The organism is Streptomyces sp. NPDC085460 (genome assembly GCF_044541975.1).
In the GTDB taxonomy this organism is placed as follows: domain Bacteria; phylum Actinomycetota; class Actinomycetes; order Streptomycetales; family Streptomycetaceae; genus Streptomyces.
Map to the genome: position 1 here is coordinate 350,324 of NZ_JBITTO010000004.1, position 16,709 is coordinate 367,032.

General features: G+C 74.3%; 17 protein-coding genes. 9 read left to right on the plus strand and 8 right to left on the minus strand.

Going from position 1 to position 16,709, the window contains the following annotated elements:
• Nucleotides 1-41: 41 nt before the first annotated feature.
• The 4 genes from ACIGHB_RS12655 to ACIGHB_RS12670 all read right to left on the minus strand — a co-directional run bounded on the left by ACIGHB_RS12655 (nt 42) and on the right by ACIGHB_RS12670 (nt 4,074).
• Nucleotides 42-1,124: a low specificity L-threonine aldolase gene (locus tag ACIGHB_RS12655; protein WP_360311129.1), complete on the minus strand. Its 1,083-nt coding sequence runs from the start codon at nt 1,122-1,124 to the stop codon at nt 42-44.
• Entirely contained in the window at nt 1,121-1,879 is a 759-nt protein-coding gene (locus ACIGHB_RS12660) for an SDR family NAD(P)-dependent oxidoreductase (protein ID WP_360311099.1), read from the minus strand. The genes ACIGHB_RS12655 and ACIGHB_RS12660 overlap by 4 nt, the downstream gene beginning before the upstream one ends.
• A 35-nt stretch (nt 1,880-1,914) precedes the next feature.
• Nucleotides 1,915-3,321: a DUF6421 family protein gene (locus ACIGHB_RS12665; protein WP_360311097.1), complete on the minus strand. Its 1,407-nt coding sequence runs from the start codon at nt 3,319-3,321 to the stop codon at nt 1,915-1,917.
• A 156-nt stretch (nt 3,322-3,477) separates the two neighbouring features.
• On the minus strand, nt 3,478-4,074 hold the full coding sequence (locus ACIGHB_RS12670) for a GNAT family N-acetyltransferase (protein ID WP_399912274.1): 597 nt from the start codon (nt 4,072-4,074) through the stop codon (nt 3,478-3,480).
• 170 nt (nt 4,075-4,244) lie between these two features.
• Here ACIGHB_RS12670 and ACIGHB_RS12675 point away from each other — a divergent pair, with 170 nt between their 5' ends.
• The 4 genes from ACIGHB_RS12675 (at nt 4,245) to ACIGHB_RS12690 (ending at nt 7,406) form a co-directional block, all read left to right on the plus strand.
• Complete coding sequence (locus ACIGHB_RS12675) at nt 4,245-4,835, plus strand: DUF5134 domain-containing protein (protein ID WP_399912277.1); 591 nt, start codon at nt 4,245-4,247, stop codon at nt 4,833-4,835.
• 111 nt (nt 4,836-4,946) lie between these two features.
• On the plus strand, nt 4,947-5,891 hold the full coding sequence (locus ACIGHB_RS12680; protein ID WP_360311091.1) for a M56 family metallopeptidase: 945 nt from the start codon (nt 4,947-4,949) through the stop codon (nt 5,889-5,891).
• Between the two features lie 96 nt (nt 5,892-5,987).
• Nucleotides 5,988-6,656, plus strand: a complete 669-nt coding sequence (locus ACIGHB_RS12685; protein ID WP_399912280.1) for a phosphatase PAP2 family protein — start codon at nt 5,988-5,990, stop codon at nt 6,654-6,656.
• A 132-nt stretch (nt 6,657-6,788) separates the two neighbouring features.
• Nucleotides 6,789-7,406, plus strand: coding sequence for a helix-turn-helix domain-containing protein (locus ACIGHB_RS12690; RefSeq protein ID WP_360311087.1), 618 nt, complete (start codon nt 6,789-6,791; stop codon nt 7,404-7,406).
• Nucleotides 7,407-7,424: 18 nt separating this feature from the next.
• On the opposite strand, the gene ACIGHB_RS12695 is transcribed toward ACIGHB_RS12690, so the two are convergent.
• Nucleotides 7,425-8,978, minus strand: coding sequence for an LVIVD repeat-containing protein (locus ACIGHB_RS12695; protein WP_399912284.1), 1,554 nt, complete (start codon nt 8,976-8,978; stop codon nt 7,425-7,427).
• A gap of 175 nt (nt 8,979-9,153) precedes the next feature.
• On the opposite strand from ACIGHB_RS12695, the gene ACIGHB_RS12700 reads away from it, so the two are divergent.
• Nucleotides 9,154-9,810, plus strand: coding sequence for a DUF305 domain-containing protein (locus ACIGHB_RS12700; RefSeq protein ID WP_399912287.1), 657 nt, complete (start codon nt 9,154-9,156; stop codon nt 9,808-9,810).
• Here the strand turns inward: ACIGHB_RS12700 and ACIGHB_RS12705 are convergent.
• A complete protein-coding gene (locus ACIGHB_RS12705) occupies nt 9,788-10,180 on the minus strand; it encodes a helix-turn-helix domain-containing protein (RefSeq protein ID WP_360311083.1) in 393 nt (130 codons plus the stop codon). The genes ACIGHB_RS12700 and ACIGHB_RS12705 overlap by 23 nt on opposite strands.
• Before the next feature lie 158 nt (nt 10,181-10,338).
• Here ACIGHB_RS12705 and ACIGHB_RS12710 point away from each other — a divergent pair, with 158 nt between their 5' ends.
• Nucleotides 10,339-11,418: an NADH:flavin oxidoreductase/NADH oxidase gene (locus tag ACIGHB_RS12710; RefSeq protein WP_399912292.1), complete on the plus strand. Its 1,080-nt coding sequence runs from the start codon at nt 10,339-10,341 to the stop codon at nt 11,416-11,418.
• A 143-nt stretch (nt 11,419-11,561) separates the two neighbouring features.
• Nucleotides 11,562-12,644: an exo-alpha-sialidase gene (locus tag ACIGHB_RS12715; protein WP_360311079.1), complete on the plus strand. Its 1,083-nt coding sequence runs from the start codon at nt 11,562-11,564 to the stop codon at nt 12,642-12,644.
• Nucleotides 12,645-12,678: 34 nt separating this feature from the next.
• Here ACIGHB_RS12715 and ACIGHB_RS12720 read toward each other — a convergent pair whose 3' ends face one another.
• Entirely contained in the window at nt 12,679-13,356 is a 678-nt protein-coding gene (locus ACIGHB_RS12720) for a uracil-DNA glycosylase (protein ID WP_399912295.1), read from the minus strand.
• Between the two features lie 90 nt (nt 13,357-13,446).
• Here ACIGHB_RS12720 and ACIGHB_RS12725 point away from each other — a divergent pair, with 90 nt between their 5' ends.
• Nucleotides 13,447-14,466 (plus strand): N-acetylglucosamine kinase, encoded by a 1,020-nt coding sequence (locus ACIGHB_RS12725; protein WP_399912298.1) that lies wholly within the window; start codon nt 13,447-13,449, stop codon nt 14,464-14,466.
• Nucleotides 14,467-14,637: 171 nt separating this feature from the next.
• Nucleotides 14,638-15,555 carry a hypothetical protein gene (locus ACIGHB_RS12730; RefSeq protein ID WP_360311073.1) on the plus strand — a complete coding sequence of 306 codons (918 nt, stop codon included), beginning with the start codon at nt 14,638-14,640 and terminating at the stop codon, nt 15,553-15,555.
• 69 nt (nt 15,556-15,624) lie between these two features.
• On the opposite strand, the gene ACIGHB_RS12735 is transcribed toward ACIGHB_RS12730, so the two are convergent.
• Nucleotides 15,625-16,686 (minus strand): lactonase family protein, encoded by a 1,062-nt coding sequence (locus ACIGHB_RS12735; RefSeq protein ID WP_399912302.1) that lies wholly within the window; start codon nt 16,684-16,686, stop codon nt 15,625-15,627.
• Nucleotides 16,687-16,709: the final 23 nt, after the last annotated feature.

A 16,709-nucleotide genomic window follows, 5' to 3' on the forward strand; every position in this document is an offset into this window, starting at 1 on the left:
CCTCGTCTCCGCTCGACCGCTTTCCCGTGCGTGCACGCCCGCTACTGGCGGGCCAGCTCTTCCTTCAGTGCCTGGAGGAACGCGTCGACGTCGTCCTCCGTGGTGTCGTAGGAGCACATCCAGCGCACGTCGCCGGCCGCCTCGTCCCAGAAGTAGAAGCGGAAGCGCCGCTGGAGCCGTCGGGTGACCTCGTGCGGGAGGCGCGCGAAGACCGCGTTGGCCTGCACCGGGTAGAGGATCTCCACGCCGTCCAGGGAGCGCACGCCCTCGGCGAGGCGGGCGGCCATCGCGTTGGCGTGCCGGGCGTTGCGCAGCCACAGGTCCTTGGCGAGCAGCGCCTCCAGCTGCACCGACAGGAAGCGCATCTTGGACGCGAGCTGCATGGACAGCTTGCGCAGGTGCTTCATGTGGCTGACCGCGTCCGGGTTCAGGACGATCACGGCCTCGCCGAAGAGCATGCCGTTCTTGGTGCCGCCGTACGAGATGACGTCGACGCCGACCGCGTTGGTGAACGCCCGCATCGGCACGTCCAGCGAGGCGGCGGCGTTGGCTATCCGGGCGCCGTCGAGGTGCACCTTCATGCCCTTGGAGTGGGCGTGCTCGACGATGGCGCGGATCTCGTCCACGGTGTAGACGGTGCCGAGCTCGGTGTTCTGGGTGATCGAGACGACCTGGGGCATCGCCCGGTGCTCGTCCTCCCAGCCCCATGCCTGCCGGTCGATCAGCTCGGGGGTGAGCTTGCCGTCCGGGGTCGGCACGGTGAGCAGCTTGAGGCCGCCCATGCGCTCCGGAGCCCCGCCCTCGTCCACGTTGATGTGGGCGGACTCGGCGCAGATCACGGCACCCCAGCGGTCGGTGAGCGCCTGGAGGGCGGTCACGTTCGCGCCGGTGCCGTTGAAGACCGGGAACGCCTCGGCGAGCGGACCGAAGTGGCTGTGCACGATCCGCTGGAGGTGGTCGGTGTACTCGTCCTCGCCGTAGGAGACCTGGTGGCCGCCGTTGGCGAGGGCGATCGCGGCGAGCACCTCGGGGTGGACGCCGGCGTAGTTGTCGCTGGCGAAGCCCCGGACCGACGGGTCGTGGTGACGACGGGCGTCGGTCCGGTGTCCGAGGGCCGCGGTCACGGCTCGGGGGTCAGCCACAGGCGCTGTCCATTCACTTCCTGGGCGGGCCGCTCCCACAGACCGGCGATCTCGTCGGCCAGGTCCTTCACGTCGGTGAAGCCCGCGAACTTCGCGTTGGGGCGTTCGGCGCGCATGGCGTCGTGCACCAATGCCTTGATCACCAGGATGGCAGCCGCGGCCTGCGGGCCGTCCTCGCCCCCCAGCTTGCGGAAGGAGTCCGCCATGGCGAGGGTCCACGCCTCCGCGGCGGCCTTGCCGGCGTTGTACGCCGCGTTGCCGGCCTGCGGCTTGTGCGCGCCGGCCTGGCTGACCAGGGCGTAGCGGCCGGTGCCGCCGCCGCGGAGCAGGGCGTCGTGGAAGGCGAGCGAGGTGTGCTGGACCGTACGGACGAGGAGCTTCTCCAGGAGGTCCCAGTCCTTGAGGTCGGTCTCGGCGAAGGAGGGGGCGCCGCGCCAGCCGCCCACGAGGTGGACGAGCCCGTCGACGCGGCCGAACTCCTTCTCCGTCTTGTCGGCCCACGCGCGCGTGGCGCCGAGGTCGAGGAGGTCCACGGTGTCGCCGATGACCTTGGCGCCGTGGGCCTGGCGGGCGGCCTCGACGGCCTCGGCCAGGCGGGTGGGGTCGGCGTCGGCGGCGACCACGGTCGCGCCGGCGCCGGCGAGGCGGAGCAGGGCCGCCCGGCCCGCGGGGCCGGCCGCGCCGGCCACCGCGATGACGAGCCCGTCGAGGGGGCCGCCGTTCGTCTCGGCGTGCATGGGTGCCGCCTCCTCCGTGTCCTGGCGGGCGTCGCTCACGCGGCGACCCGCTCGGTGCCCGTGACGTCCGCGGCCGTGATGCCCTTGGTCCCGGCGATGACGCCCTTGAGCTTCTTGGCGAGGGCCTCGAAGAACATGCTCAGCGGAAACTCGTCGGGAAGCACGTCGTCGACGAGCTTGCGCGGCGGAAGGGTGAGGTCCAGGGCGTCGGGGCCCTTGGCCCACTTGGAGCCCGGGTGCGGGGCGAGGTAGCCGGCGACGAACTCGTACGCCTTGAACCAGTGGACGAGCTTCGGGCGGTCGATGCCGTCGCGGTAGAGCTTCTCGATGTCGGCGCAGAGGCGGTTGGTGACCTCGGGGGCGCGCTCCCAGTCGATCGTGAGGACGTTGTCCGTCCAGCGCACCACGTCGTTCTTGTGGAGGTACGCGAAGAGGAGCTGGCCGCCCAGGCCGTCGTAGTTGCGGACGCGGTCGCCGGTGAGCGGGAAGCGGAACATCCGGTCGAAGAGGACCGCGTACTGCACGTCGCGGCCGTGCTCGTTGCCCTCGCCCTCCAGCTTCACGGCCTCCTTGAAGGCGGTGAGGTCGCAGCGGAGCTCCTCCAGGCCGTACATCCAGAACGGCTGGCGCTGCTTGATCATGAAGGGGTCGAAGGGCAGGTCGCCGCGGCTGTGGGCGCGGTCGTGGACCAGGTCCCAGAGGACGAACGCCTGCTCGCAGCGGCTCTGGTCGTCGAGCATCGCGGCGATGTCCGCGGGCAGCTTGAGGCCCAGGGTGTCGACGGCGGCCTCGGTGACCTTGCGGAAGCGGGCGGCCTCGCGGTCGCAGAAGATGCCGCCCCAGGTGAAGCGCTCGGGGACCTCGCGGACCGCGACGGTCTCCGGGAAGAGGACGGCCGAGTTGGTGTCGTACCCGGCGGTGAAGTCCTCGAAGGTGATCCCGCAGAAGCCCGGGTTGTCGTAGCGGGCGCCCTCCAGCTCGGCCAGCCAGTCCGGCCAGACCATGCGCAGGACGACGGCCTCGAAGTTGCGGTCCGGGTTGCCGTTCTGCGTGTACATCGGGAAGAGCACGAGGTGCTGGAGCCCGTCGGCGCGGCCGGCGGCCGGGTGGAACTCCATGAGGGAGTCCAGGAAGTCCGGGACGGCGAAGCCGCCCTCGGACCACTTGCGCAGGTCGGCGACGAGCGCCCGGTGGTACGCGGCGTCGTGCGGCACGAGCGGGGAGAGCTGCTCGACGGCGGCGACCAGCCGGTCCACGGTCAGTTCGACGAGGGCGCGGGCTGGCGCGTCCTCGGCCTCGAAGTCCACGGAGCCGTCGGCGCGCTGCCAGACCCGGATCTCCTCCACGGCGTTCTTGAGCTCGGCCCACGCGGGGTGGTCGATCACGCGGGCGTCGGCGACTATCCCCTCACCGGTCACGTCCTGCACAAGAATTTCCGTCATGCCTCTTCCTCCACAGGAGAACCTTGCGTTAAGGAACCGTATCCACGCAGGGGTGATCCCCGCAAGAGGAGCAAGAGAAATTCTCCCGCCAGACACCCACCCGACCGCATTTTTTCCTGTCGGTCGGGGGGTGCGGGCGTGCTTCCGCCGGAAGTATCAGACCAGGGGCTTCACCAGGAGCTCGAACCGAAGGCCCTCCTGCCGGGGCACCCCGAAGCGCTCGTCCCCGTACGGGAAGGGGCTCATCTCGCCCGTGCGCCGGTAGCCGCGCCGCTCGTACCAGGCGATCAGCTCCTCCCGGACGCTGATCACGGTCATGTGCATCTCACGGACGTCCCACAGCGCGCGGACCCGGCGCTCGGCCTCCGCGATGATCGCCCTGCCCAGGCCGGCGCCCTGGAGCTCCGGCCGGACCGCGAACATGCCGAAGTAGGCGGCCTCGCCGCGGTGCTCCAGCTGGCAGCAGGCGACGGTCTCGCCGTCCCGCTCCACCAGGAGCAGCACGCTGCCGGGGGCGGCGATCACGGCGGCCACCGCCTCGGGGTCGGTGCGCTGCCCGTCCAGCAGGTGCGCCTCGGTGGTCCAGCCCGCACGGCTCGCGTCGCCCCGGTAGGCCGACTCGACGAGCGGCACCACGACGGGGACGTCGTCGAGCACCGCCCGCCGGTAGGTGACGGTGCCGGTCTCCGGGCTCTCGGCGGTACCGGGCTCCGGGCTCTCGGCGGTGTCGGGAACGGGCGTGGCGGTGTCCATCGTGCGGGGCTCCCCTCGGGTGCTGCGGATCGGCGTACGCGATCGTTCCGAGCCTAACGCGCGCCTCCGCACTCCCTTTCGTACGCCTGTGCGCACCCGTGCGCCCGCGTGCGCACACCGCGCCGCGGGCAGCTTCCCGGCAGGGGTACGAGTCGAGGGGGAGGTGTGCCGTGCACGGACCGGCCCTGTCCGGCTGGCTGCTCGTCGCACTCTGCGCGGCCGGCGGCGGGTACGGCCTGCTGCGGACGCGGGTGTGCGCCGGCGAGGAGCGCCGGGCCGCCCGCGCGGAGGCGGTGATGGGCTTCGGCATGACGGCGATGGCCCTGCCCGCGGCGGTCGTCGGCCCGCCGTCCTGGAGCTGGGCGGCGTACGCGGCGCTGTTCGGCTCGCTGGCCGCGGCCGACCTCGTCGCGGCGCGCCGCGACGGGCACCGGCTGCACCACGCGGTCGGCTCCCTGGCCATGCTCTACATGGCGCTCGCGATGGCTCCGGCGGCCGGCGGCGCGCAGGGGGTGCACACGGCGCACGGCACGGGCGCGGGCGCGGTCGGCGGCATACCCCTGCTCACCGGCGGGCTCCTCCTCTACTTCGTGGTGTACGTGCTCCGCACCGGCGCCCGGCTCGTCCCGATCGCGCCGCACGCGCGCGTGGCCGGGCCGGCGGGCGGGGGCGGGCCCGCGTGGGCGACCCGCCCGGAACTGGCCCTGGTGTGCCGGCTGTCGATGGGCCTGGCGATGCTGGCGATGCTCTCCACGCTCTGAGTTCCTTGTCCCGCGCGGCCGTTCGGGCCGGAGCGGACCGAAACCGTGGCGTGCGTCACTTGGCCGGTGCGGCCATACCCCCGGGGAGCACCCCCCTCATAGGCTGGCCCCATGTCGGTCTCCCTCGCACTGCTCCTGCTCGGCGTCCTGACCGCTCTCACCGCTCCGCGGATGCTCGCGCGGGCCGACTGGGTGGAGCGAGAACCGGTCGTGGCGCTCTGGGTGTGGCAGTGCGTGGTGGCCGCGGTGCTGGTCAGTTTCGCGCTCTCGATGACCCTCAGCGCGGCCGCCGCCTGGCAGGCGGTGCGCGGGCAGGTCTTCGCGCCCGCGCCGCGCGCGGTGATCGACGCGTACGAGCTCTCCACCGGCGGCGGCCCCTGGTCGGCCGTGCTCGCCGTGGTCCTCGCCGCCGCCGGGCTGTGGTCCGGCGCGATGCTGGGGCGCGAGATCGGGCTCGCCCGCGCCCGCCGCCGGCAGCGCCGCGACGACCTGCTGGTCCGCGCCCCGCAGCTGCCCGGCGAGGAGGAGAGCGGCGGGCGGCTCGTCGTCCTGGAGGGGGAGCGGCCCGACGCCTGGTGGCTGCCCGGCACCACCCCGCGGCTCGTCATCACCACCGCCGCCCTACGCCGCCTGAAGGGCCGTCAGCTCGACGCGGTCCTCGCCCACGAGCAGGGCCACGCCCGCGCCCGGCACGACTGGCTGCTCAACTGCTCCGGCGCGCTCGCCGCCGGCTTCCCCGGCATCCCGGTCTTCGCCGCCTTCCGCGAGGAGATGCACCGGCTGGTCGAGCTGGCCGCCGACGACGTGGCCTCCCGCCGCTTCGGCCGGCTCACCGTCGCGCTCGCCCTGGTCGAACTGAACGAGGAGCGGGGGGTGTTCGCCGCCGCACCCGGCACCGGCCCCGTGGCCGGACTCCCCCGCCGCGTCGACCGGCTGCTCACCGCCACGCCCCGCCTCCCCGCCGCCCACCGCCTCCGCCTGACGGCGACCGCCGCGCTGGTGCCGGTCGTCCCGCTGCTCGTCGCCTTCTATCCGGGCCTGGCCGCGCTGGACTGATCCGTGGCCTCCCGTACGGCCTCCGGCCCGCCGGCCCCCGCCGGTTCCGGTGTTGCGCGCGGCGGTCCGCGGCGGCCGGTCCGGCAGGATCGTGGAATGCGTACTTCCGCCGTGCTCTCCGGGGGCCTCGCCCTGCTGCTGCTCGTTCTCGTGGTGGCCGGCTGGTCCCCCCTGCTCTCCCTCGACCGGGCGATCGTCGAGGCGCTGCACCGCAGCGCCGTCGCCCATCCCGGCTTCACCCGGGTCAACCGGGTGCTCAGCGACTGGGTGTGGGACCCGTTGACGCTGCGCGCGCTGGCGTTCGCCGTCGTCCTCGCGCTCTTCCGGTACGGGCACCGGCGGCTCGCGCTGTGGGTGGCGGGGACGGTGCTGGTGGCGCTCGGGGTGCAGCAGGCGCTGAAGGCGCTGGTCGGCCGGGACCGGCCGGAGTGGCGGGACCCGGTGGACTCGGGCTCCTTCGCCGCCTTCCCGTCGGGGCACGCGATGACGGCGGCGGTGGTCTGCGGGCTGCTCCTGTGGGTGGTCGCGCTGGTCGGGCGGGAACCGTGGCGCGGCTGGGGCACGCTCGCGGGGCTCGCGGTCGTCTCCGTGCTCGGGGTCGGCTTCACCCGTCTCTACCTGGGGGTGCACTGGCCGTCGGACGTGCTGGCCGGCTGGCTGCTGGGCTGGTGCTGCGTGGCCCTCGCGGCGATCTCGTACCGGCGGAGCCTCGACCGCGGACCCGTCCCCGGCGGCGAGCGCGCGAGCGAGGGGGAGGGGACATGACGAGGCCGCCCGGCCTGGACGATCCCCCGTGTCGCCCAGGGCAGGCGGCCTCCTCGCCGTCGCGCCACGAGGGCGGGACGGCGAACCACGCTGAGTATATTGGCCGAGAGCCAGTCAACGCAGGAGCCCAGCATGACGCCGCGTAGCCCATCGGTCAACGAAGAGCTTCGCCGACGCTCGCGGGAGCGGATCCTGGCGGCGACGGTCGAGCTGGTCGGGCGGCACGGCTACGAGGCCACCACCCTCGGCGACATCGCCGAGCGGGCCGGGGTGGCGAGGGGCCTGATCTCGTACTACTTCCCCGGCAAGCGCCAGCTGCTCCAGGCGGCCGTACACCGGCTGATGCACCTCACGCTCGCCGAGGCGCTGGAGCGCGAGCCGCGCACGGAGGACGGCGCGGAGCGGCTCGCCCGGGCGATCGACGCGATCCTGGGGCTCGCGGTGGACCGGCCGACGCTGATGCGGACCCACATGGCCGGGATCCTCCAGGCCGAGGGCTTCGTGCGGTGCGAGGAGCAGCAGCGGCTCGCGTTCCTGCTGCGGGACACGGTGGAGCGGTACGGCTCCGAGGACGTGGACCGGGACTACCCGCTGCTGCGGGCGCTGCTGATGGGCGCGGTGGTGGCGGTGCTGCTGCCGGGCGCGCCGATGCCGATGGCGCGGCTGCGCGCGGAGCTCTTCCACCGCTACGGGCTGGCGTGGGAGAGCGGCATGCCGCCGGACGGCGGACCGCCCGACGGCATGCGCTGACAGCGTCACGGGACCGGATCAGTCCCGGTCGTGGCCGTGTCCGTGCCCGTGGTCGTCGTCGAAGTCGTCGAAGTAGTCCGGCTGGGTCTGGACGTTGAGCTCGTCCATGCGGACGCGCTTGGCGGGGTCGGTGCGGCGGTCGGAGATCTTCAGGACGTCGAGGCCCCGGGCGATCTCGTTCGAGTAGACGTGGCCGTTGTAGTAGTACGCGGACCAGGAGCCGCCGGTGGTGAGCGCGGTGTCGGAGACCGGGCCGCGGTCGAAGTAGCCGATCTCCTTGGGACGCCGGGAGTCGGTGAAGTCCCAGACGGAGACGCCGCCCTGGTACCACGCCTGGACCATGAGGTCCTTGCCCTTGACCGGGATCAGCGAACCGTTGTGGGCGACGCAGTTCTCGGTGTCGGCCTGGTGGCGCGGGATCTTGTAGTAGCTGCGGAAGACGAGCTGGCGCTTCTTGCCCTTGCCGACGATGTCGTAGATGCCGTTGGCGCCGCGGTTCGGGCCGACGGCGGCGTTGCACGTGGCGCCGCCACCGCCGCCGAGCTCGTCGGTGAAGACGACCTTGTTCGCCCCCTGGTTGAAGGTCGCGGAGTGCCAGAACGCGAAGTTGACGTTGTCCTGGACCTGGTCGATCACCCGGGGGCGCTCGGGGTCGGAGACGTCGAAGAGGATGCCGTCGCCCATGCAGGCGCCGGCCGCGAGGTCCTTGCCGGGCAGCACGGTGATGTCGTGGCAGCCGGTGGTCTTGGAGACGCCCGGGTTGGTCGGGCTGCCGGGGTTGCCGCCGCCGTCGGGGCCCTCGCCCGGGAAGAGGACGGGGAAGGCGACGACGCGGGCCTGCTGGGGCGCCTTGCGGGGCACCTTGATGACCGAGAGGCCGTCGTGCGGCGGCTGGCAGTCGGGGAAGTTCGTATTGGGCGAGTAGGAGGAGACGTACACGTACACGTCCTTGCGCTGCGGCAGGATCGTGTGGGTGTGGGAGCCGCAGGCGGTCTCGACGGAGGCGACGTACTTCGGGTCGGTGACGTCGCTGATGTCGAAGATCTTCATGCCCTCCCAGGACTCCTTGACCGAGGCGGGCTGCGTCGTGCTGGCGCACGAGTCGTCGCTGCGGGAGGAGTCGGTGGAGAGGAAGAGGAGGTCCCCGGAGACGGAGACGTCGTTCTGGGAACCGGGGCACAGGACCTGGGCGACGGTCTTGGGGGCCTTCGGGTCGCTGATGTCGAAGATCCGGAAGCCGTCGTAGTTGCCCGCGAAGGCGTACTTGCCCTGGAAGGCCAGGTCCGTATTGAGGCCCTTGAGGGCGTCCTTGGGGACGTTCGCCAGGTGGGTGATGTTGTCGGTTTTGACGATCTCGTCGACGCCGGGTATCTCGCCGCTGCGGATCGCGGCCCGGGCCTCCGCCGCCTGCTCCGCCGAGACGGGTGTCTTGACCTGCGCGTCTCCGGGGTCGGGGGTGGCGGTGGCCGTTCCCGTGGCGAGCAGCGCCGCGAGGAGCCCGGCGGCGGCGGTGGCCGCGCCGAGGCGTCTGGTCCTGGACCGTGGACTGTGCGGGGTATGCAACGAAGTCACTCCGTCCTCCGTGTTTTCCGTTCAATGCTGAACGGTGCTGGACCCCGGCAGTATGTTCCTTGGCGTGCACATCCCAACAGATGGAAACACAGATGTCATGCGGGATTCCGCGCGACTCCCTTGCGCGAACCGCTAGGAACGGCCCCTGTACCCGCACATCCCCCTGGAGACACCGTTGCTGATACGCCACCACCGGCGCGCCGCCGCCGCGGCCCTCGCCACACTGGCCGTACTCGCCCTGGGCGCCTGCGAGTCCGGGCCCGACGGCGCGGCGGCGCCGAAGCCGGCGGCGACCGGCGCGGGCGCGGAGGTCGTGGTCCCGGGCAGGCCCGGCGAGCAGGCGCGGCGGGTCTCACCGGAGGAGGCGGCGAGCCTGCTCCCCGACGAGCGGCCGAACGGCGCGGACTTCCGGTACGTGCAGATGATGATCGTCCACCACCGCCAGGCCCTGACGATGACCGCGCTGGCCCCCGGCCGGGCGGGCTCGCCCGCGGTCACGAAGGTGGCGGAGCGGATCGCGGCGGCCCAGCAGCCGGAGATCGGCGCGATGGAGGGGTGGCTGAAGACCCACGGGGGGCCGCGGGACCAGGGCGAGCACGCCCATCACACGATGCCGGGGATGGCGACGGAGGCGCAGCTCGCGGAGTTGCGGGCGGCGAAGGGCCCGGCCTTCGACGAGCTGTTCGTGAGGCTGATGGTGACGCACCACGAGGGCGCGGTGACGATGGCCACCGAGGCGCTGGGCCAGGGCAACAACATCCAGGTGGAGGAGATGGCGAACGACGTGATCGCGCAGCAGACGGCCGAGATCAACCGGATGCGGTCGCTGTGACCTGACCGGCCGCTGCGGCCTCCTCGCCGCCCTGGCGGACGGACTGGGCCTCGGCCGCCGCCAGGACGGTGTCGAGGAGGCCGGGGAAGAGGGCGTCGAGGGCGGCGCGCCGGAGCCCGTTGAGCTTGGTCGTGCCGCGGTACCCCTGCCGGATGACGCCGGCCTCGCGGAGCACCCTGAAGTGGTGGGTGGTGGTCGACTTGGTGACCGGGAGGACGAAGTACGAGCAGCTCAGCTCGGTCTCCGCGGCGGCCAGTTCGCGCACGATCCGCAGCCGCACGGGGTCCGACAGCGCGTGCAGCACCGGCTCCAGGCGGATCTCCTCGCGCTCGGGGTGCTCCAGGAGGCGGTGGCTGGCGGGGGTCGGCATGGCGGCGGCTCCACTCTCTCCGGCTGCTGCGGTCTTCGGGGCCCATTGTACGAAGACTCTCGTAGTTTGACAGTCGCCGTACTACGATGGGTATCGTACGAGCATCCGCCGGGCTTCCCACGTCCGGCTCCCCAGCCGCTGCCGAAACGGAGTCCGCGATGAGCGCCGCCCTCTTCGAGCCCTACACCCTCCGCTCGCTGACCGTCCCCAACCGCGTCTGGATGGCGCCGATGTGCCAGTACTCGGCGGAGGTCTTCGGGCCGAACGCCGGCGTCGCCAACGACTGGCACTTCGCCCACTACGCCTCCCGCGCCACCGGCGGCGCCGGCCTCATCCTGGTCGAGGCCACCGCGGTCTCCCCCGAGGGCCGGATCAGCCCCGCCGACCTCGGCCTGTGGAACGACACCCAGACCGAGGCGCTGCGCCGGATCGCCTCCTTCCTCAAGGCCCAGGGCACCGTCCCCGGCATCCAGATCGCCCACGCCGGCCGCAAGGCCGCCACCGAGCGCCCCTGGCTCGGCCGCGGCCCCGCGCCGGACGAGGAGGCGTGGCAGCCGGTCGCCCCCAGCCCGGTCCCGTACGCCGACGACCACCAGGTGCCCGCCGAGCTGACCGAGGCCGCCATCCGGGAGATCGTCGGGCAGTTCGCCGACGCGGCCCGCCGCGCCCTGGCCGCGGGCTTCGAGGTCGTCGAGGTGCACGGCGCCCACGGCTACCTCATCGGCGAGTTCCTCTCCCCGCACAGCAACCACCGCACCGACGCCTACGGCGGCTCCTTCGAGAACCGCACCCGCCTCGCCCTGGAGGTCGTGGACGCGGTCCGCGCCGTCTGGCCCGAGGAGCTGCCCGTCCTCTTCCGCGTCTCCGCCACCGACTGGCTGGAGGAGGCGGGGTGGACCCCGGACGAGACCGTGCGCTTCGCCGCGCTCCTGCGCGAGCACGGCGTCGACCTGCTCGACGTCTCCAGCGGCGGCAACGGCGGCCCCGCGCGGATCCCCGTCGGCCCCGGCTACCAGGTGCCCTTCGCCGCCCGGGTCAGGGCCGAGACCGGTCTGCCGGTCGCCGCCGTGGGGCTCATCACCGAGCCCGCGCAGGCCGAGAAGATCGTCGCCAACGGCGAGGCCGACGCCGTCCTGCTCGGCCGCGAGCTGCTCCGCGACGCCTCCTGGCCCCGGCGGGCCGCCCGCGAACTCGGCGGCTCGATCTCCGCGCCGCCGCAGTACGCCTGGGCCATCTGACCCCTCCGGCCGGAAGAACCGACGGGGTCACATGGCCCGGACACCCCGTGACCACCAGGTCACGGGGTGTCCGGGCGCCGTTGTCAGCGGCGGGGTGCAGACTGGCCGGTATCCGCGACAACGGCGTCCTGGAGGTGGGCCCCATGCCCGACGTACTTCTCACCGTAGGCACCCGCAAGGGACTCTTCATCGGCCGCAGGCACGACGGGCGCTGGGAGTTCGACGATCCCCACTTCCCCGCGCAGGCCGTCTACTCGGTGGCCATCGACACCCGGCCCGGCACCCCGCGGCTCCTGGTCGGCGGCGACAGCTCCCACTGGGGCCCGTCCGTCTTCCACTCCGACGACCTCGGCCGCACCTGGACCGAACCGCCCGCGCCCGCCGTCAAGTTCCCCGAGGACACCGGCGCCTCCCTGGAGCGCGTCTGGCAGCTCCACCCGGCCCCCGCCCACTCCCCCGGCGTCGTCTACGCGGGCACCGAACCGGCCGCGCTCTTCCGCTCCGACGACGGCGGCGAGTCCTTCGCGCTGGTCCGGCCCCTGTGGGAGCACCCCACCCGCTCCCGCTGGGAGCCGGGCGGCGGCGGCGAGGCCGTGCACACCGTCGTCACCGACCCCCGCGACCCGGACGCCGTCACCGTGGCCGTCTCCACGGCCGGCGTCTTCCGGAGCCGGGACGGCGGCGCCTCCTGGGCCCCGTCCAACCAGGGCGTCTCCGCCGTCTTCCGGCCCGACCCGCACCCCGAGTTCGGGCAGTGCGTGCACAAGATCGCCCAGGACGCGGGCGACCTGGACCGGCTCTACCTCCAGAACCACTGGGGCGTCTACCGCAGCGACGACGCCGGCGGCAGCTGGACCGACATCGGCGGGCCGCTCCCCTCCGACTTCGGATTCGCCGTCACCGCGCACCCGCACCGCCCCGACACCGCCTACGTCTTCCCCATCACCGCCGACTCCGACCGGGTCCCGGCCGGGCGCCGCTGCCGCGTCTACCGCACCAGGGACGCCGGCACCAGCTGGGAGGCGCTGGACAAGGGCCTCCCCCAGGGCGACCACTACGGCACGGTCCTCCGCGACGCCCTGTGCACGGACGACGCGGACCCGGCCGGCGTCTACTTCGGCAACCGCAACGGCGAGCTGTACGGCAGCGACGACGACGGCGACACCTGGCGCCTCCTCGCCGACCACCTGCCGGACGTCCTGTGCGTCAGAGCGGCGGTGATCTGAACTCCCCGCCGCCCCGCGGCCGTCGGCCACCCGCTCAGGGCAGCAGCCAGTCCACCGGCTCGGCGCCCTGGGCGACCAGCATCTCGTTGGCCCGGCTGAACGGGCGGGAGCCGAAGAAGCCCCGGTCCGCGGAGCGCGGCGACGGGTGCGCCGACTCGACGGCGGGCAGACCGCCGAGGAGCGGACGGGCGTTGCGGGCGTCCCGCCCCCAGAGGATGGACACCAGCGGCCTGCCCCGGTCGGCGAGGGCCCGGATGGCCTGCTCCGTGACCTCCTCCCAGCCCTTGTTCCGGTGGGCGCCCGCGTTGCGCGGGGAGGTGGTGAGCGTCCTGTTGAGCAGCAGGACGCCCTGCCGGGTCCACGGCGTGAGGTCGCCGTTGGAGGGGCGGGGATGGCCCAGGTCCTGGTGCATCTCCCAGAAGATGTTCAGGAGACTCGCCGGCAGCTGCCGCACCTCCGGCGCCACCGCGAAGCTCAGGCCGATCGCCATCCCCGGCGTGGGATAGGGGTCCTGACCCACGATCAGGACCCGCACCTCGTCGAAGGGCTGCTGGAACGCGCGCAGCACGTTCGCCCCCGACGGCAGATAGGTCCGGCCCGCGGCGACCTCCGCCCGCAGGAAGTCCCCCATCTCCGCCACCCGGCCCGCGACGGGCTCCAGGGCCTTCGCCCAACCGGGCTCCACCAGTTCGCTCAACGGTCTCGCAGTCACAGTGCGTCACTCTAGCGGCCTACACCGACAACGCCCTCCGCCCTAGACTGCGGACCCCAGCCACCCCACCCGGTGAGGACGGTCGCGAGCGTGGAGCACCGGAACGAACCCCGGCACCAGCCCCCGGGCACACCCGCCGTCCTCCCGGCAGACGCGGTGGTCGTCGGCGTCGACTCGGGCGGCTCGGGACTGAGGGTCGCCCTCGCCCGCGCCTCCGACGGCACGGTGCTCGGCCGGGAGACCGCGCCCGGTCCCGTGCGGACCGGGCCGGCCGGGATCTCCGCCGCCCACTTCCTGGAGTCGGTGCTGCCGGCCGTCGCCGCGCTGCGGGCGCGCGGCGCGGCGGGACGGCCCGTGCTCGCCGCCGCCGTGGGCGCCGCCGGCATGGCCACCCTCGGCGAGGAGCTGCGGGCGGTCCTCCCCGGAGCCTTCGCGGACGCCTGGGGCGTACGCGTCACCGCGCTCGCCGCCGACGCCGTCACCGCCTACGCCGGAGCGCTCGGCGCGCGGCCCGGCGCGGTCGTCGCCGGCGGCACCGGCCTCATCGCCCTCGGCACCGACCTGACCGGCTGGCGCCGGGCCGACGGCTGGGGCCACCTGCTGGGCGACTGCGGCAGCGGCGCCTGGATCGGCCGCGCCGGACTGGAGGCGGCCATGCGGGCGTACGACGGGCGGCGCGGCGGTTCCGCGGCGCTGCTGGCCCGGGCGGAGACGCTCCACGGCCCGGCGGCGGGTCTCCCCGCCGCGCTCTACCCGCGCACCGACCGGCCGGCGGTGCTCGCCGCCTTCGCTCCGGAGGTCGCGTCCTGCGCCGGGGCCGACCCGGTCGCCGCGGGCATCCTGGAGCGGGCCGCCGAGCACATCGCCGACGCCGCCGAGGCGGTCTGCCCACCGGGCCCCGGCTCCGTCGTGGCGCTGACCGGCGGCCTGTTCCGGCTCGGCGAACCGCTTCTCGCACCGCTGCGGGCGGCGCTCGCGGACCGGCTGCCCGGCGTGGACGCCGTCGCCCCCGCGGGCGATCCCCTCGACGGCGCGGTGACGCTGGCCACCGGGCTCGCGGGCGCCGGAATCCGGCTCCCCGAGGACCCCGCGCTGCTCCGGATCGCCTGACGGCGGCACCCGGGCCCGCGGGCATCGCCGCTGGTGGAAGCGGTGCGGGAGCTCCGTACGAGGTCGCCGTCCGGAATCCGGGGCACAGGGGACCGGACATACAGGGGCAGAAGGCGCGGGGTGCCACCTCACCGAACGCCGCCGTCCGCAAAGCCAGTAGCATGCGGCGCCATGAGCTCCCCCACTGGGCCCGCCAACGGCCTGCCTGTACGAATGCCGCGCCCCCGCCCGTCCGGGCGGCACCGTCGCCCCGACCCGGCGGCGGCGCCCGAGGGCGCTCCCGCCCTGGTGCTCGCCGTCCCCGGCGCGCCCTCGGCCGCCATACGCTCACTCGCCGACGAGCTGATCAGCATCGCCCGGTCCGAGCTGCCCGGCCTGGAGGCCGCGATCGGGTTCGTGGACGGCGACGGCGCGGAGTACCCGACGCTCGCCGGCGTGCTGACCGCCGCCGCGGAGCTGCGCGAGGAGCGGTACCGGATCGCCGTGGCGGCCGGCCGCGAGGTCGGGGCCCCGGAGGGCCCGGCCGCGATCGTCGTCCCGCTGCTCGCGGGCCCGGACAGCGCCGTGATGCGCCAGGTCCGCCAGGCGATCATGGACAGCGGCAACACCGCCGAACTGACCGATGTGCTCGGCCCGCACCCGCTGCTCGCCGAGGCGCTGCACGTGCGTCTGTCGGAGGCCGGGCTCGCCCGCGCCGACCGCGCCCGGCTCTTCACCGTCGCCACGGCGGCGGACGGCATCGTCCTGGCCACCGTCGGCGGCGAGGAGGCCGTACAGGCGGCCGGCATCACGGGCATGCTGCTCGCGGCCCGGCTCGCCGTGCCGGTGATGGCCGCCGCGCTCGACCAGGAGGGCTCGATCACCGCCGTGGCCGAGCAGCTGCGCGAGGCGGGCGCGGTGCAGCTGGCGCTCGCCCCGTACCTGATCGGCCCGGAGCTGGCCGAGGGTCTGCTCGACGAGGCGTCGAAGGAGGCCGGCTGCCCCGCCGCCGAGGCCCTGGGCGCCTACCCGGCCATCGGCAAGCTGGTGCTGTCGCAGTACGCGGCCGTGCTCGGCCTCCCGCAGCAGGGCGCGGCCCCCGCGCTCTGAGGCGCCCGGAACCGCGCGAGGGCCCGCACCGGAACCGTCCGGTGCGGGCCCTTCGGCATGTCCGGGCGGTCAGCCGAAGACGACGCAGGTGACGGCCGGGGCCTCGACGGAGCCGGCGCGGACCGGCGTACCGGTGCCGGGGTCGACGTCGAACCAGGTGACGTCGCCGGAGCGCTCATTCGCCGCGTAGAGCCGCCGCCCGGACGGGTCGAGGGCGAGGTCGCGGGGCCAGGCTCCGCCGCAGGACACGGTGGCGGAGCGGATCGCCTCGTCGCCCGCCGGGGAGAGGACGAGGACGGCGATCGTGTCGGTGCCGCGCACCGCCACCCACAGGAACCGCCCGTCGGGCGCCACGACGACGGCCGAGGGGTACGCCGGCCGGGCGGTGCCCGCGTCGACGAGCGGGATCTCCGCCAGCGGCGTCAGCTCGCCGCGTTCGGCGTCCCAGCGGCAGACGGTGACGGCGGGCTCCAGCTCGCCGACCACGTAGGCGTGGCCGCCGGCCGGGTGGAAGGCGAGGTGGCGGGGGCCGTAGCCGGGCCGCAGGGCGGTCTCCCGGTGCAGGCGGAGGGTGCCGGCGGCCGGGTCGAGGGCGCAGACGCGCACCGAGTCCGTACCGAGGTCCACGCTGACCGTCCAGCGGCCGCTCGGGTCCGGCAGGACCTGGTGGGCGTGCGGCCCCGCCTGCCGGTCCGCGACCGGGCCGCCGCCCTCGTGGTGGAGGACGCCGGTGGCCGGGCCGGGCGTGCCGTCGGCGCCGAGGGGCAGGACGGTGACGCTGCCGGAGGTGTAGTTGGCGGTGAGGAGGTGGCCGCCGGCGACGGCCAGGTGGGTGGGTCCGGCGCCGTCGACGGGCACGGGGGCGCCGAGCGGGCGGGGCGCGGGGCCGTCGGGGGCGAGGGCGGCGACGGCGCCCGGCGCGGTCTCGGAGACGGCGTAGAGGACGCCGCCGGCGAGGGCGAGGTAGGAGGGGTCGGCGACGGCGTCGGTCGCGCCGGTGACGGTGAGCGCGCCGGTCCCCGGATCGACGTCGGCGGCGAGCACGCCGAGGCCGCCGGCCGAGGTGAAGGAGCCGAGGTAGGCCCGGGCCCGGCCGGCTCCCCGCTCATGTGTCTCGTCGGTCCCGCCCACGGCGCCTCCCTGCCCCAAGGCCG